Source organism: Salinicoccus sp. Bachu38 (assembly GCF_038561955.2).
Lineage (GTDB): Bacteria > Bacillota > Bacilli > Staphylococcales > Salinicoccaceae > Salinicoccus > Salinicoccus bachuensis.
In genome coordinates, this window is the sequence record NZ_CP138333.2 from 442,547 (window position 1) to 459,339 (window position 16,793).

Sequence of the window (16,793 nt, forward strand, 5' to 3'; positions counted from 1 at the left end):
AGAGATATGAATGGAGATGGTGATGTTGAAACGCCTTTATACAATCGGAGAAGCACTGATCGATTTTATTCCTGCAGAAAAGGGGAAGAAATTGAAGGATATCAATGGTTTTGAACCCCAGGTCGGAGGTGCGCCGGCAAATGTTGCTGCTGCACATGCGATACTCGGTGGGGAATCCCATCTTCTGACACAGCTCGGCATGGACGCATTCGGGGACCGGATCCTGGAACTGCTTGAATCGAAGGGGGTGCATACGGACTGCATCACCCGCACACATGAGGCGAACACGGGGCTTGCTTTCGTCTCCCTCGATGATACGGGAAACAGGGACTTCTCCTTCTATAGGAATCCGTCGGCAGACCTCCTGTATGACGGCTCCGCAGTCAGCGGGATCGACTTCGAAAAATCGGACCTTCTGCATTTCTGCTCGGTCGACCTTGTGGAAAGCGTAATGAAGGAGACGCACCGGGCAGTAATCCACAGGATGAAGGAAGCAGGGGGCACCATCATCTTCGATCCGAATATCCGCTTGCCGCTATGGGACGATGAAGAGGCGTGCCGCGAAGCTGTCCGTGAATTCATGGGATTTGCAGACATCATAAAGGTATCGGATGAAGAGCTTGAATTCATTACAGGAATCAAAGACGAATGCGCCGCACTGAGTGCACTTTTTACAGGAGATGCAGAAGCGGTCATCTATACAAAGGGGCCTCTTGGCAGTGAGATACTGTTCAGGGAAGGAGGGCGTTGCGAGCATCCGGGCTTTAAAGTGGAAACCGTCGACACGACAGGCGCAGGCGATGCCTTCATAGGGGCAGTGCTCCATAAGCTTTCCTCGGACCCGGCACCCGCCCTTGAAATTCTTAGGGAAAACGGCCCTGAAGTGCTCCGTTTTGCGAACGCGGTCGGTGCGCTCTCCACATCGAAAAAGGGTGCCATCACGAGCATCCCGGAGCATGGGGAGGTCGAAGCGTTCGTCGGGACTACAGGTAGATGATTGCAGATCTGCTCAGGGATGGCTTTCCCAGTTTGCAATCACCCGTCATATCTGATAGAATTCTTAATGTTAATATCATTCGGAGGGATTACCACATGCAAACACTACTCGTCGTGCTATTGATTATCGTTTGTATATCTTTAATTGCAGTGGTATTGCTACAGTCAGGGAAAAGCGCCGGCCTCTCAGGTGCAATCGGTGGCGGTGCAGAGCAATTATTTGGCAAACAGAAAGCGCGTGGCATGGATCTTATACTTCATAGGGCAACCGTCATTCTATCATTGTTGTTCTTCCTGATCATGCTGCTGCTCACATATTTAAGCTAATATATGAAGCCCCCTATGTCATAGGGGGTTTTTATTTTTATAAGCACGATTTTTAAAGTACAATGAAATTAATGAATTGAAAGTAGGGTATAAATAATGAAGATTCAGTTACCGCAACCATTTTTCTTCGAGGAAGGTGAAAAGGCAGTCCTGCTGCTCCATGGGTTCACCGGTAATTCGTCGGATGTCAGACAGCTCGGCCGCTATCTTCAGAAGCAGGGGATCACTTCCTATGCCCCCCACTATGAAGGCCATGCCGAGCCGCCGGAAAACCTGCTGCAATCAAGCCCCCACATCTGGTGGGCACAGGTCCTCGAAGCCTATGATTTTCTGGTGGATAAAGGATATGAGAAGATATTCGTAGCCGGCCTTTCCCTGGGCGGAGTGTTTGCACTGCGCCTCGCGACCGTGCGCGACGTGATTGGCATATCCACCATCTGCAGCCCGATGTACCTCAAGGACCGGGAAACGATGTATGATGGTGTGCTTGAGTACGCACGGGGGTTCAAGAAGATGGAGGGCAAGCCGGAAGAGAAGGTCGAGCGTGAAATGGAGGCATTCGAACCGACCGTCATGCTCGATGAGGTCAGGGACATGATCCAGATTTCAAAAGACAGCCTGCCGGATGTGTTCGTACCACTCTTCGTCGCCCAATCCGAGAAGGATGAAATGATCAATCCGGACTCGGCGAACGTCATATACGAAGAGTCCTCGACGGAAGCGGAAGAGAAGCAGCTGAAGTGGTACCCCGAATCCGGACATGTACTGACGATAGATAAAGAGAAGAAGGAACTGTTTGAAGATATACACGCATTTATGAACCAGTTGAACTGGAATGAGCAATAGGAGGCAGATTCATGGGTAACTATAGAGAAAAGATTTTGGAAATTATCGGATCCGAAGCGTATCGGCCGATGACGATGGATCAGTTCCAGCAGGAACTGTCTGCATATGACTCCGAAGACTTCAAGGAAATGGTGAAAGAGATGGTTGCCCTTGAGGAGTCCGGAGAAGTATACAGGACGAAGAAGGATAAATACATGAAGATGAGCGAAACAGACCTCGTTAAAGGCAAACTGTCCCTTCATAAGCGTGGCTTCGGCTTCCTGCGTCCGGAGGATACGGAATTGGAGGATATCTTTATTCCACCGAATGCCATCAATGGGGCGTTCGACGGGGACATCGTCCTTGTGGAAGTGCAGAAGCATTCACAGGGGGACAACCAGGAAGGGGAGGTCACGACCATACTGACCCGGGGCACCACGCGTGTCGTAGGGGAGTACCGTGCGAGCAAGAATTTCGGCTTTGTCGTACCGGACTCGAAGAAGGTGGTCGATGACATCTTCATTCCGAAGAACCAGAATCTGGGTGCGGTGGATGGACATAAGGTGCTCGTCGAAATCACGAAATACCGTGAAGAGGAATCAAATCCGGAAGGGCACGTCATCCAGATACTCGGCCACAAGAATGATCCTGGTGTAGATATACTGTCCATCATCTTCCAGCATGGCATCGAGATCGAGTTCCCGGATGAAGTCATGAAGGCGGCGGAGGCTGCACCGGATACAATCAGTGAAGAGGAGCTGAAAGGCCGCACGGACCTGCGGGATGAGTTCACCATTACAATAGACGGGGCCGATGCGAAGGACCTCGATGACGCCATCTCTGTCAAAAAGCTCGACAACGGCAATCATGAACTCATCGTCAGCATCGCTGACGTCAGCTATTATGTGGAGGAAGGTTCTGCATTGGACGGGGAAGCATACGAACGGGGAACGAGTGTGTACCTTGTCGACCGTGTCATCCCGATGATACCGCATAGGCTGTCAAATGGAATCTGTTCATTGAACCCGGACGTCGACCGTCTGACGATGAGCTGCCGCATGGAGATCGATGCTGCAGGGAAGGTCGTCAACCACGATATTTTCCAGAGTGTCATCCATTCGGATCGCCGCATGACATATGATGCAGTCAACAGGATGCTTGATTCAGGGGATGAAGCATTGATTGCAGAATACAGGGATGTCTACCCGATGCTGCAAGAGGCGGAAGCGCTTGCCAAAATACTGCGTGGCAGAAGGGAGAGGCGTGGTGCCATCGATTTCGACTTCAACGAAGCGCAGGTGGTCGTGGAAGCGGATGGTACACCGGCGGATGTCGTACTGCGTACACGTTCTGTCGGGGAGCGCATGATTGAGGAATTCATGCTCGCCGCCAACGAGACGGTGGCAGAGCACTTCCATTGGATGGAGGTGCCGTTCCTCTACCGTGTGCACGAAGATCCGAAAGAGGAGAAGCTGCGCCAGTTCTTCGAATTCGTGACCAACTTTGGCATCATCGTCAAAGGGAAGGGTAACGAAATCCACCCGCGTGCCCTCCAGGAGATCATCGAGGAGGTCGAAGGCCGTCCCGAAGAGATGGTCATCAGCACGCTGATGCTGCGCTCCATGCAGCAGGCACGCTATGCCGAGGACAACCTCGGACACTTCGGACTGTCCGCTGAATACTACACGCACTTCACCTCCCCAATCCGCCGCTATCCGGACCTCGTCGTCCACAGGCTGATCAGAAAATATCTGATTGAAGGGAAGACCGACCGGAAGACGGTCAATGAAGTCGATGCCGAACTGCCGGATATCGCTGAGCATACGTCGAACAGGGAAAGGCGGGCCCAGGAAGCAGAGCGGGACACGGATGATCTGAAGAAGGCGGAATTCATGATCCAGCATGTCGGAGAGACATACGAAGGCGTCATATCCGGCGTCATGAACTTCGGCATGTTCGTCGAACTGCCGAATACCATCGAAGGCCTGGTCCATGTCTCCTATATGACAGACGATCACTACCAGTATCAGGAGCGTCATATGGCATTGATTGGTGACCGTACGGGCACCGTCTACCGCATCGGGGACCCCGTCGAAGTCGAGGTGCTGAGTGTCAATCTCGAAGAGCGGCTGATCGACTTCAAGGTCGTCGGCATGCCGGAACGCCAGCCGAGGGAGCGCAGGGACAAACCTGTCGAAATCAAGGCGAAGTCCAAACCGAAAAATGGTGGAGAGAAACAGGGCAACGGCAGAAAGCCGGATGGCAAGAAGAACTTCGATAAGGGAAAGGGCAACAAGAAGCCATTCTACAAAGGCGCCAAAAAAAGTAAGAGGAAGAAATAGTTATGAAAAAGACACATGATAAACCCCTTGCACAGAACAGGAAAGCCAGTCACGACTATCATATTGAAGATACGATCGAAGCGGGCATCGAACTCAGGGGGACGGAAATAAAGTCCATCAGACGGGGTTCTGCCAACCTGAAGGATGCCTATGCCCGGGTCTACAGGGGTGAGATGTATGTCTACAACATGCACATCGCCCCCTACGAGGAGGGCAACCGCCATAACCATGATCCGCTGCGTACACGCAAGCTGCTGCTGAAAAGAAAAGAGATCGACAAGCTGCAGGGACAGATCCAGGAGACCGGCTATGCACTGATCCCATTGAAGCTCTACATCAAGAACGGCTTCTGCAAAGTGCTGCTCGGGGTAGGGCGCGGCAAGAAGAAATATGACAAGCGTGAAGACCTGAAGCGCAAGCAGATGAAACGCGATGTGGACCGTGCACTCAAAGACCGCATGCAGTAGCATGCATCTTGATTTTTTCTCCGGAATCTGGTATTATATAGTATACGTCTTGAGAGAGATGTAACCTTTCAATCCGGGGACGTTCCGGATTCGACAGGGGCTGTTTGAGCAACTTAAGCGTGCCGGAGGTATCGGCTCCGTCATAAACGATACTCAGTTTATAATAACTGGCAAACAAGACAACTTCGCAGTAGCTGCCTAAGAGCGCTCTGCATCATCCCATGACGTTTCCTGTGCGTCGTGACCGGATGATTCAACCTTAACAGGATACGCATCCGGTTCTTCCGTCTGGAGAACCGGGTGAAGAGATCAATCAGACTAGCATGGATCTGTGGTCTGTTCATTACCATCAGCCATGCGAAATTGAAAAATGGACTACGCACGTAGAAAGAGTTGTGGCAAAGTCTCTGGACGCGGGTTCGACTCCCGCCGTCTCCATATTAGAACCAGGTGGATACAGACCTTCGATTCATTATTGAATCGGAGGTTTTTTATATGGAATTTACCAAGAAGATACTTCAGTATCTTTTTCTGGTTTTGTTGGATATGCCCGTGGGTAAACTCCAGTAAAAGTAAGAAGTGGGGGGATTTTCGAAGAAGCGGGTGATTTTATCGAGATTTCTGAAAGGGTTGGCAAATAGTTGATGACTGTGTGAAAAATTCAGAATAATTATTGGAGTAACATAATGAAAAGTGTTATTTTGGAATCAGGAACTATATAAAACAGAGAGGTGTGTGAAAATGTACAAGAATATACTGCTGCCTTATGATTTCGGAAATTCCTTCCAGAATGTACCGGAACAATTGGCGAAACTGACAGACAACAGCGAAGAAGCGAAAATCACGATTTTTAATGTGATTCCGGAGAGTGAACAGGTAGATAACGTGAAATACCAAGGTAAGCATTTTAACGATATCACAAACGACAAAATTGAAGACCTCAAACCCTTCATGGAAGAGTTGGATGAACTCGGAGTGAACTATACAACCCGTTTCAAAGTAGGGCGTGTCGTCAACGAACTTCTGAAAGAGATCAACGAAAATGATTATGAAATTGTCGTCATGAGCAACAGGCGTGCAAAACGTGACATAAAACATGTGCTCGGACACGTTACACATAAAGTGGCAAAGCGTGTCAACACACCCGTCCTGATCATCAAATGATTGTGGATTTCAAGATTAAAACGAACCTCAGGCACCTCTTGGACGATGTATGAATAGTCTCGGCTATCCGGCCTGCACCATATGGATGCAGGCTTTTTTATTTGATATGACCTTTTCATCGGCTTGTCGACTCCGTCTTAAAATCAGTGCAATAATATTCACATCCAATAAAGTTTAAATTTTCTAAAAATTAATACATAGAATTCTCGTTTACTGGTAGAATATAGTTAATAGTATGTGGATCGACTTTGCAGGAGGGGAGTGCTGATGAAGGATACAGCGTCTTTGATATCTTCCCTTGTGGCTGTCGTCAGGGACTATGGGAATATGGGCTTCAATGATGAGCATGTACAGAGGTGGCTTGATCAGTTTCCTGAAGAACACCATAAGGTCATATTGACGGAACTTGGCAACATTTTGGATAAAGCCTATCTGTCCGAAATGGAAACGAAGCGGATGATCAGTGAAATTGCAGCCGACAGGAATATATTTCCTGAGGGCGTCGGGGAAGTCAGATTCATGGATCCAAAGCAGGGGAAGGGCACCCAAAAGGAGCTTCTGCAGCTTTTTGACGCAGTCATTTCCGAAGAGCACGGCATCTCCATTGAAGAATGCGGGAGAGGCGAACCCGCTTCATACATCTATATTGATGAAGCCATCTGGTCGGGTGATCGATTTATCAGTGGGATGAGGACATGGGTGCGGGAATTCGATGATCTGCATGCCATCTCCAGAATGGATATCATCGTTTTGGCCGTCCATACCAGGGATCTGGATTACATCACGGAACAAATGGGAAAGATTCTGCCGTACACCAGGATCTCCCTATGGCACTTCATCGAGTTCGAGAACAGGCTGCAGCATGCGAAGAAAGTATTCGAGGGCTATTGGCCCTCTTCAGGGCTCGGCTATAACGAAGAGACGACCGACTATATCAGTCATATCGTGAAGATGAAGTCACGGACCCGGGACAAAGAGATTCCCATCTTGCGGAAAAGTGCGCACCCCAAATCCGATGCATACTTTACGGGGTCCATGAACAGAAAGCTGGTGGAAAGACTCTTTCTTGAGAAGGGGGTGGAAATAGCCAATCATATGAAGAAGCCGGAGGTTTACATGAAGCCCATGGGGTATGATGCTTCCAGAACCCTCGGCTTTGGTTCATACTTAGTTTCATATATGAAAATCTCGGAGCATTGTCCACTTGTCCTCTGGTGGGAGGGTGACGGCTGGTATCCACTGTTTCCAAGGAATGAATATGAAGGACCACACCCAATGTAAAAGCCTGCGACCGGATGGTTGCAGGCTTTTACATTGGGCAGAGCAACATAAGGAGAAGAGCCATGAAGGAGCTCACTGAAGTCTGTCCTGTCCGATACGTCATAATCAATTTGAAATCTTCATAAAAGAATATGTCTTTTTATCTACCTTGTAGCAATGATCTTACTATAATCCACGGCACCGTAGTCCATTTCAACAACATTCTTCAGTCCGGCAGGCAACAGCACCCTACGGTATTTCTTGAAAAGGTGGACGATGTAGACACTGTCATTGATGTGCTTTAAGATTTCCTGGCTAATCTCTCCTGCCGCTCTGTCGCTGCCATGGTCCATGCTTAAAAATCTTTTCATTTCTTCAAGCTCCCCATACCATTCCCTGAACTTGCAGTGGGTCAGAAGGTCTATCAACTGCCATGGATGGCTTTGGTGATAGCTCTCCTTCATCAAAATCATGTCCACATCCAAATCCTTTAAATCTGTTTCGATATAAGTTTTCAAATCCATCTCCATGTATTCAACTTCGACATCGCTTTCACTCAATTTCTTTCTTATATCTTTTGAGATGGTTGGATTCAATTCATCCAGCATCACTTTGATCGGAAACTCGAATTTAGGTGTGATCATTCTATTTCCTGGGGTAAAATCCGACATTTTCCGATACAGGTTATTTTCACCCGTCCGGCCGTTATATACCGCATCAAGGAAAATACGCTTCAAATAGTTTCTCTGTTCGAACGACAATCGGTTTTTCAGTGGGTTGAATAAAATGAAATTATTCCACATGTAGCTCTCATGGGAATATGTGTCCCCAAAATTACTCTGCTGGTATTTCTCTATTTTTGATTCGTTGGCAATAAGGTATAGTCTCTTTACATCAGGGAGACCGAAAGTATGATGCTTGTTTTCAGAGAGAATGACGGATCTGCTATTGTATTTTTCGATCTTGTATGGTCCGGTGCCCACCGTATTTCCATTCTTGTCAAACTTGAAAATAGCACTGATCGGCTCTGCCAGATAATACTTGATCAGAAGGCTGGCATTTTCCACTTCCAATGACAAGTGCAGACTGTCGTATACCTTCACCTCGCCGATCATTTGAAAAGTTTCTGTGTACACACTTTCATTTTTCAATGTTTCCAAGACTGACTTTACATGTGTACTGTCCAGTATCTCTCCATCTGAAAATTGAATGCCACCCTTCAAGAAAAGGTGGAGCTCGTTCCCTCTCCACTCATCGTACCTCAGCAGATAGACTCTGATTTTTTTGTTCCCATCACTCCTGTACAGCGTTTCAAACACCTGCAATCCGATCAGCGTAGAAGCATGCTCAATACTTAAAGCAGGGTTGAATGTTTCCGGCACCTTGTATAAATAATCCATCATTGCCATCGAGTCGGCACTGCCTGCATTGTGTCCATGTTCATATTCAATGATTTTTCGGATCGATTCGATATATTCGGCAGGCCATGGCAGTTCCAAATATTTGTTGAACTCTTCAATGGAGAGTTCATCTCTATATCTATTCATCTCATTGAACAATTCCCGCTCAACATCGATATTCAACTTGATCCTGGTCTTTAGACCTCTGCCATGGCCAGGGATATATTCTATATATCCTTCCCTGTCCCATTGCCTTAAAATCCTGGATAATTGTCTGGGTGAGACATTTAATGATTCGCTTAGATGTGTAAAATCTTGTCCATATTTTTCCAAATACCTTTCCAAAATGAGTAGACGCTTATCCATCATTTGCATTGCACCCCTTTTGGCGCACCCCTTTCATAGTGCACCACCTCTTGACTTCAAATGATGCACCCTCTTAAAAATGCATCATCCCTTGATTGGTTTCGAATGACGCACCCCCTTAAAATGCATCATTCTCCCTTAATTGGCTTTAAATGATGCACCCTCTTAAAAATGCATCATTTCCTTAATTGGATTCTTATGAAACACCCCCTTCATTATGTAGGCCCTCCTGCTTCGTTTCACCACTTTCGACCACTATTATCTGATTATAGTCAATCACACCAAATGCACTGCTCCATATGTTTTTGAAAGATCCTGGTACATTGATCCTTTTCGAAGCATGAGTGATCGGCATTACATACGCGCCGCCGATCAGATGGCTGTTGAACTGGTTCTCCATATATGTCCAATACTCTTTATGTTTATTTTTATAGACATGAACCAGATTCTTTGCGAGTCGCTCCTCCCTAAACCACCCGCTGAATTTGGCATTTTTGAATAGATATAAATATCTGTACGCATTGGGTATGAACTCGCTGACCAGCAGCATATCGATTTCAAGTGATTTTAAATCCATCTTATGATAATCATCCGATGTGATATAAGTGGTCAATACAGGGATGTCGTTCTCAATCAGAAATTGAATCAATGGATCCGTGCCAAAGGACATCCTGTCTATACAAAGCAGCTTTAAAGGTTTTTCGAACTTTATGGGTTCTGTACCGGGAGGCAGTCTTTCCTGATATTGCTGGAAAGCCCTATGGTCTATCTTCTGCGGCCCTTTTATATATGCATCTTTAAATTTCTGTATCACCGATAATACGTAGAGCCTCTGATGATAGTCCAGCGAATTGCTGTGTGGATTCAACAATGCGTATTCAATCCGGTTGCGGAGTGGGATTGAACGGGTCTCCATATTCTTTTGGTTCAAGTATGGGACATACTGGTTTATATCATTCACCAGTTTTATTTTTTCCAAGTCTCCTGCTGGGTTCATATAATATGGATTCCTTAATAGGGTGACGCTGCCTTGTTCGTACTTGTCTATATAAAAAGGGCCGGTAGTCAGAATATGGTCCCCTTCACTTTTATAGATGCCGGCTTTCAGTGATGACAGCATCGGCTTAAGCAGGTCGGTGCGGTAGGCTGCCGCAATCTCCAATTGGAATGCCGACACCACTTCAATGGACTGGATGATTTCGTCCAGCAGATCGTTGGAAGCCGTATTCAGATAGTGGTTTAAGGATTCGGCTATATCCGACGCGTACAGGATATCTCCATTGTAGAATTGGATGTCTTTCCTCACATAGATCTTCAGCCTGCTGCCGTGCCATTCATCAAAAGCCACAAGTCCATTTGCGACTGTGCCTTCATCATTCAAGTCATATAATCTGCACATTGTGTTGTAGAGGATGTGCTCTGACTGTGGTTGTCCATGATTTTCTTCCATCACCCTATCCGGGAGGGAGTCCACATAGTCGATGAATACATTTTTCTTCTCCCTGGCCTTTTCCTTTATTGGCCGCTGGTAGAGAAGTATTTCTGTCTTTTCTTTTATCACTTTCTTGGAAACTTCTGAAATTGGGAGATTCAAAGTTTCCTCGATGTCGCTTAAAGTAAGTTTGTTTATATTTCTCATAAACTGATTGACAAAACGTTCTTCCGGGTTCACTTTGAACACCACTTCGGAATGGATGCCCCGGCCCTGGCCTTTTTTGTACTCGATCATTCCTTCTTCATGCCATATATTCAACAGCCTTGTCAAATGTCTATCCGACACCTCCAATCGTTCAGCGATGCGCTGTCGATCAAACGGGTGGTTTTCGAGAAATCCATACAGCAATAACAATTTTTTATCTGAATAAAACAATCGAAGCACCTCACTATGCGCTATTCTTTTTATTTAAAAAGTGGTGAATCGGCCTGCTTCAAATTAAATGGGCGACACTATTTTAAAACTTGTCCATGTTATGAATGACGATAGTATACTCGCTTTCATTATACAACTATACCCTGATTAATCAATGGTATCGCTTACAATATATTGAATTTATCGATAACTATAAAAGTAACGTGGACACCTCATGATAAATTGTCCCTTTTCTGTATATGCATATCACCTTACGATAGTCAATGTACCCAACAGAAGGTATTGGAAATGTTATTAGGAGTGTGCTGAATTATGCAAATTTTACTTGATCTGCTTCTTTTTTATCCGATTGTCATATCTGTGTTCTGGCTCATCGGCACGATACTGTTTTTCTTATTGAGGGAAGTTCGTTTGAGCAGGAAAGTGGATAAGGACGACGTGTACGGAATTACGTTCATCGTCCCATGCTACAACGAAGCGGATACCATCAAAGAGACAATCATGAATCTGGATCAGCTTAAATACCCCAAAAAGGAAATCATGATCGTCAATGATGGAAGCAGTGACCGCTCATCTGAGGTGCTGCACGAGCTTAATTCCGAATATGACTTCACGTTCATCGATTTGAAAGTGAATAGGGGGAAAGCGAACGCACTGAATACTGCAGTTGAGAACGCCAGTCATGATTATGTCATGGTCATCGATGCAGATACGCTGATTGATGATGATGCACCATACTACATGATGCAAAACTTCAAAAAATATAAGAATATCGGTGCTGTTACAGGCAACCCGAGAATAAGGAACAAATCGTCACTGCTCGCCAAAATCCAGACGGTCGAATATGCCAGCATCATCGGCTGTATCAAGCGTGCGCAGCTGCTGACCGGTTTTGTAAATACAATTTCAGGCGTCTTTACATTATTCGATAAGAAAGCACTGAAAGACGTGGGCTACTTTGATACGGACATGATTACAGAAGACATCGCAGTATCATGGAAGTTTCACTTCGCCGGATACAAGATTCAATATGAACCGCGTGCACTCTGCTGGATGCTGGTGCCTGAAACTTTCAGAGGGCTCTTCACACAGCGTTTAAGGTGGGCACAGGGTGGCCACGAAGTACTCATCAGGGACTTCAAAAATATGCTTAAAGTTAAAAACCCATCATTATGGATCCTCTACCTTGAGCAGGTCTTCTCAGTAATATGGGTGTACTCCATCATCGGAACCCTCCTATACGCACTGCTCAGTACCAACTTCCTGGATTATTACTTCTATGCCTTCAACTTGAACCTCGTGTTCCTGTCAGCCTTCGTACTCACCTTTGTAAATATCATACAATTTACAATCTCTGTCCTGATAGACAGCAGGTATGAGAAAAAGAATCTTCTATATATTGTATTCCTAAGCTGGTATCCGGTTTTCTACTGGCTGATAAATGCTGTAGTGGCTGTCATTGCACTGCCAAGAGCAATCAAACGTAAGAAAGGGGAATTTGCGACATGGAAAAGTCCAGACAGAGGAGATATCCAACAGTCAAATCAAATCTGAATGTAGTCAGGGAAGTTTTTATCTCGGCGTTTTCTTTGGTGCTTTGGATGTACAGTACAGTGGCACTCATGACGATTTCTTTTACACTGCTTAATATAGACACTTACTACGTCCAGCTCAGCCGTACCATTTTGAACGTGGATCCGGCTGATATATCGTTCATATTCACAGTTGTTGTCATCGGCGCTGCAGTTTCATTCGTTTATCTTTTGGCAACATATTTTGCCAATCTAGTAAGGGTGACTTCCAAATGATGTTTTTAAAATTAATGATGTCCGGCGCACTGATGCTTTCACTGGCCTTGAATCAGGCCAATCTCCCGACAGAATATCCCGAGATGGACAGGCCTGAAGACCTCGACCATGAGGAGAACAGCTGCGTGGGGCTGAACTACCATAGAGTCAGGGATTATGGAGTCGTTGAAAATGTTTTCAAATTCCTGTCAAGCAACAAGGAACTCAGCGTCTACAGTGTGTCCACAGATGCATTTGAATCACAGATGAAATTCCTGAAGGACCAGGATGCCAATTTCGTCACTATGGAAGAGCTGATTGGATACTATGAAGAAGGCAACTTTCCAGAGCGTTGTGTCTGGGTCAGTTTTGATGATATGGACACGACAATCTACGAAAATGCCCATCCGATATTGGAAAAATATGATATCCCTGCCACAGGGTTTGTAATCACCGGTGAAGTCGGCAATGAAGATTTCAATAATATCTCATTGCTGGAGCAGGAACAGCTGAATGAAATGAAAGATACTGGACTCTGGGAATTTTCGACACATACACATAATTTCCACTATCTGGACGGCAACACAGCAAGGTTGCTGACGAAGAATGAAGAAGAGGTGGCTGTCGATACTGAAGCGAGTCTGGATTATTTCGAATCGGAGTTCAATGATTCGAACATCAACGCGATCGCATATCCATTTGGCCAGGCGAATGATACCGCAACAGAAGTTTTTGAAGACAATGGGATAGATTACGGCTTTACATTGGAAGAAAAGGAAATCAGGCCGGATTCCAACCCATACTATATTCCGAGAGTGCTGATCAGTGAAGATGCTTTTGAACTGCTGATAGAAGACTGGGAAGGGTTGAGTTAAATGAAAACAGAGCTCAATTATCTGCGTGTAATACTAAGCGTATTCATCGTTCTGACCCATTTGCTTACACAGTACGCGGTAAGCACTGGACCGGATGAGAATCAGATTGAAGTGCTGTACTGGATCAGAAATATCTTCATTGTTGCTACACCGGGCTTCATCATACTCTCAGTGCTGCTGAGCACAATGAATTACAGGGAGAGGCTGCCGGAAAACTATTTGTGGAACCGGGTCAAGTTCATACTGGTACCCTATCTGATGGTCGGCCTCATTTTTGCATTTACAGAAAATACTTTCAGAGAAGAAACATTCTGGGAAATCTTCTGGGACAGTGTCCTGCTGGGAAACTGGTATGGCTACTTCATCCTGGTCATCATGCAGTTTTTTGTTCTGAACTGGATTGTCTATAGGATAAGTCCGAAGATCCTGAATTCAAAACTGCTGCTGTTCCTGTCATTCATCATAAATTTCGCATTCCTGTACAGCTATTACAATCATGGCTTTACGGCAAATCTTGTGGATAACATCTATCCGTTCGGCAATACGACATTCATCCTCGGATGGATCTTCTTCTACTTTTTTGGTGCCTATATCGGTGCAAACTACGAAAAAGTGCTGGAATTCATTCATGATCAGATCGCCGTAATCCTGTTACTGGTGATCCTCTCCTATACAGCATTGATATTCATGAACCGTGGAGATTTTTATACCGTCACAAGCTTTGATTATGCGCTCATGCCGCTCCATACTGTAGGGTTCCTTTTCCTCCTGAATCTATCAACGCAGTTGACAGGACTGGCACCAAGCGTATACGCCCTGATATCAAGCTTCTCATTCTTCATCTTCCTGTTCCATCCGATCATATTACCGGGCATCTATAGTACAACCTCGGTATTTGCAGACATGACGATCATCTTCATTCTGACTTCACTGCTGTTGACCATAGGAATGTGCATCGGTATCGGAATCATTCTGAAGCAGTTTGCGATCTTCAAATATCTGATGGGAAAACAGCCTTACAAGATTGACAGAATATAAGCTGCAGTCAAAAGACGCGGGTTTCGTCTCCCGCCGTCTCCATCATCAAAGCCTGACAACTTCCGGTTGCAGGCTTTTTTCATGGGTAGAATACCAGGGAGGGAAATCATGAAGGAACGGGAAAGAACGGAGCAGCTGTGGGTCCGTGAAAAATACCGGGTCATGTTCCACAGTCAAAAACACTACAATGAAATCCGTGAGGCGTTGAAAGGTGAATCCTCATATGAAGAGGCAGAAGCGCTGGTCAATGATGCGCTGGAGGTCCAACCGACGAAAGGTTCGATGATGAATGCCATCGATCATATGTGGGGCTACTTCAGGGATGTCTGTGATGAAGAAGAGAGGGCGGAATATAAGAGGTTGAAGGAGGAATTCCTGCAGGGCCGGGCGGCGCCCGAAACATTGCTGGCTTTCATAGGCAGCCTTGCAGAGAAATATAAGCGGCAATATCTCCTCAGGTCTTCAATCATTGAAATGCACAAGTAGCATAAAATTTCTGTCCATATCGTATTATACTGGCTCCATTTATTGTATAGTAAAAGAACCAATTTTAGAGTAAATTTACCATCTAGAGGATAAAGGGGACTTTGATGAAAGTAACGACGGTATTGGAAACGATTGAGGAAAACATATGTACTCAGCATCTGGCAGCGGGAATGCGAAAGAAGAATGGAGTTCGGGGTATCACATCGATGTATCAGAACCTTGAGGAAGGCTATATCTTCATGCTGAAGGCATCAAAAAATTCAGGGAAGTATCTTCGGGAGGCGATTGAACGGCATCCTGTTCTGATCATCACGGATTTTGAGGCGGGCGCCTTTGCCGAATTCCATGATGAAGTGGATATTCTCTATATCAATGATTTCACCAAAGCATCAATCAGGCTTGTGGAGCTTTTCTATGGTGAGTACATCGAAAAGATGAAGTACATCGGGGTGACGGGTACCAATGGCAAGACGACGACCAGCCATTTCATCGGGAGGCTGCTCTCAGAACTGGGCTATAAAGTGGCGACGGTGGGGACGCTTGGGGTGTTCGATGATGAATATGAAAAGGTAGGCTTTACGCACTCGACACCCACAACACCGATGCATTTTGAATTTGCCGAAATCATCAAGTACTTTTCAATACGGGATTACGACTATATCGTCTATGAAGCAACCTCCATTGCCCTTGATCAGGGACGCACGGGCTTCCTCCGCAATGATCTGGCAGTATTCAACAATTTCAGCCCGGAACACCTGGACTACCACAGGACGATGAAACGATACCTTGAGGCTAAGCTGAGCCTGGCCGGCCTAAGTGATGAAATACTCGTCAATATGGATGCTCCGGAATATCGGATTCTGGCGAAAGACCGATATCATTTTTCGGAACATGAGGACACCTACTACCGCTACCGGACTGCCATCGATCATATCGATATTCATGTAGGCGCGACCCATTATGAAGTAAGGCCTGGTTTTCTCGGGGAACATAACTATATCAATCTGGCAACGAGCATATTCGCCCTGCTGAAACTGGGCCATGATATCGATGCAGTGATCGGAGCGGCAGGGCAGATCACCCCTCCCGTCCACCGTTTCGAACTCTTTTCGGAAGATCGGTATAATTTCATACTGGATTTCGCCCACACTCCAGTTGCGATCAAGGAATCCATCATCAATGCAATGAAGTATGCCGAAAAGGTGGGGAAGAAGCTGATCGTCATGGTGACCGGCATCGGTCTGAGAGGATACGGAAAGATCAGGATGACGATGGAACTGGTGCCTGAAGGCCTGTATTATCTCGTGCTGGCTGCAGAACAGGTCGGCTATGAAGATGAAGAGCGGATTGTCAGGATGATGCGGAAGTTTCTGCCCGCTTCATATGATGATTCCAACACCATCCCTGCATTGTCACGTCAGGAAGGCATCATCCAGGCCATTGATCACGCTGACCCGGAGACGATCATACTGTTGACCGGCATCAATGAACCCCAGCACTACCGCGGGGGTGTAATCTCCCATGATGACAAGCAGTTCATCCTCCAATATCTGAAAAAAATATAAGGAGAACACAAAAAGACACTTCCTC

15 protein-coding genes and 1 other RNA gene are annotated in these 16,793 nt (G+C 46.0%); 14 read left to right on the forward strand and 2 right to left on the reverse strand.

The features are described from left to right. Nucleotides 1-25: 25 nt before the first annotated feature. From RQP18_RS02300 to RQP18_RS02335, 8 genes are all read left to right on the forward strand, one after another. Nucleotides 26-997: a carbohydrate kinase family protein gene (locus RQP18_RS02300; RefSeq protein WP_342388551.1), complete on the forward strand. Its 972-nt coding sequence runs from the start codon at nucleotides 26-28 to the stop codon at nucleotides 995-997. Between the two features lie 95 nt (nucleotides 998-1,092). Next, nucleotides 1,093-1,323, forward strand: a complete 231-nt coding sequence (gene secG / locus RQP18_RS02305; protein ID WP_031547522.1) for a preprotein translocase subunit SecG — start codon at nucleotides 1,093-1,095, stop codon at nucleotides 1,321-1,323. A 96-nt stretch (nucleotides 1,324-1,419) separates the two neighbouring features. After that, complete coding sequence (locus RQP18_RS02310; protein ID WP_342388552.1) at nucleotides 1,420-2,169, forward strand: alpha/beta hydrolase; 750 nt, start codon at nucleotides 1,420-1,422, stop codon at nucleotides 2,167-2,169. Nucleotides 2,170-2,180: 11 nt separating this feature from the next. After that, the gene (gene rnr, locus RQP18_RS02315) at nucleotides 2,181-4,490 is read left to right on the forward strand and encodes a ribonuclease R (RefSeq protein ID WP_342388553.1); all 2,310 of its coding nucleotides are present in this window, start codon (nucleotides 2,181-2,183) and stop codon (nucleotides 4,488-4,490) included. Between the two features lie 2 nt (nucleotides 4,491-4,492). Further along, nucleotides 4,493-4,957, forward strand: coding sequence for an SsrA-binding protein SmpB (gene smpB, locus RQP18_RS02320; RefSeq protein ID WP_342388554.1), 465 nt, complete (start codon nucleotides 4,493-4,495; stop codon nucleotides 4,955-4,957). 75 nt (nucleotides 4,958-5,032) lie between these two features. Beyond that, nucleotides 5,033-5,398: a transfer-messenger RNA gene (gene ssrA, locus RQP18_RS02325) on the forward strand. A gap of 300 nt (nucleotides 5,399-5,698) precedes the next feature. Then, complete coding sequence (locus tag RQP18_RS02330) at nucleotides 5,699-6,121, forward strand: universal stress protein (protein ID WP_342388555.1); 423 nt, start codon at nucleotides 5,699-5,701, stop codon at nucleotides 6,119-6,121. 267 nt (nucleotides 6,122-6,388) lie between these two features. Beyond that, nucleotides 6,389-7,402 (forward strand): phosphoribosyltransferase-like protein, encoded by a 1,014-nt coding sequence (locus RQP18_RS02335; RefSeq protein ID WP_342388556.1) that lies wholly within the window; start codon nucleotides 6,389-6,391, stop codon nucleotides 7,400-7,402. Between the two features lie 143 nt (nucleotides 7,403-7,545). Here RQP18_RS02335 and RQP18_RS02340 read toward each other — a convergent pair whose 3' ends face one another. Then, nucleotides 7,546-8,928 (reverse strand): ABC transporter substrate-binding protein, encoded by a 1,383-nt coding sequence (locus RQP18_RS02340; RefSeq protein WP_342388557.1) that lies wholly within the window; start codon nucleotides 8,926-8,928, stop codon nucleotides 7,546-7,548. Between the two features lie 415 nt (nucleotides 8,929-9,343). After that, complete coding sequence (locus tag RQP18_RS02345; protein ID WP_373446108.1) at nucleotides 9,344-10,996, reverse strand: ABC transporter substrate-binding protein; 1,653 nt, start codon at nucleotides 10,994-10,996, stop codon at nucleotides 9,344-9,346. Nucleotides 10,997-11,329: 333 nt separating this feature from the next. Between RQP18_RS02345 and pgaC the strand changes: the two genes are divergently transcribed. The 6 genes from pgaC (at nucleotide 11,330) to RQP18_RS02375 (ending at nucleotide 16,768) form a co-directional block, all read left to right on the forward strand. After that, a complete protein-coding gene (gene pgaC / locus RQP18_RS02350) occupies nucleotides 11,330-12,571 on the forward strand; it encodes a poly-beta-1,6-N-acetyl-D-glucosamine synthase (RefSeq protein WP_342388559.1) in 1,242 nt (413 codons plus the stop codon). 47 nt (nucleotides 12,572-12,618) lie between these two features. After that, complete coding sequence (locus tag RQP18_RS02355) at nucleotides 12,619-12,825, forward strand: hypothetical protein (RefSeq protein WP_342388560.1); 207 nt, start codon at nucleotides 12,619-12,621, stop codon at nucleotides 12,823-12,825. Further along, nucleotides 12,822-13,679: an intercellular adhesin biosynthesis polysaccharide N-deacetylase gene (icaB, locus tag RQP18_RS02360; RefSeq protein WP_342388561.1), complete on the forward strand. Its 858-nt coding sequence runs from the start codon at nucleotides 12,822-12,824 to the stop codon at nucleotides 13,677-13,679. The genes RQP18_RS02355 and icaB overlap by 4 nt, the downstream gene beginning before the upstream one ends. Then, nucleotides 13,680-14,717: an acyltransferase family protein gene (locus RQP18_RS02365; RefSeq protein WP_342388562.1), complete on the forward strand. Its 1,038-nt coding sequence runs from the start codon at nucleotides 13,680-13,682 to the stop codon at nucleotides 14,715-14,717. A 108-nt stretch (nucleotides 14,718-14,825) separates the two neighbouring features. After that, on the forward strand, nucleotides 14,826-15,203 hold the full coding sequence (locus tag RQP18_RS02370; RefSeq protein WP_342388563.1) for a YbgA family protein: 378 nt from the start codon (nucleotides 14,826-14,828) through the stop codon (nucleotides 15,201-15,203). A 104-nt stretch (nucleotides 15,204-15,307) separates the two neighbouring features. Next, entirely contained in the window at nucleotides 15,308-16,768 is a 1,461-nt protein-coding gene (locus RQP18_RS02375) for a Mur ligase family protein (protein ID WP_342388564.1), read from the forward strand. Nucleotides 16,769-16,793: the final 25 nt, after the last annotated feature.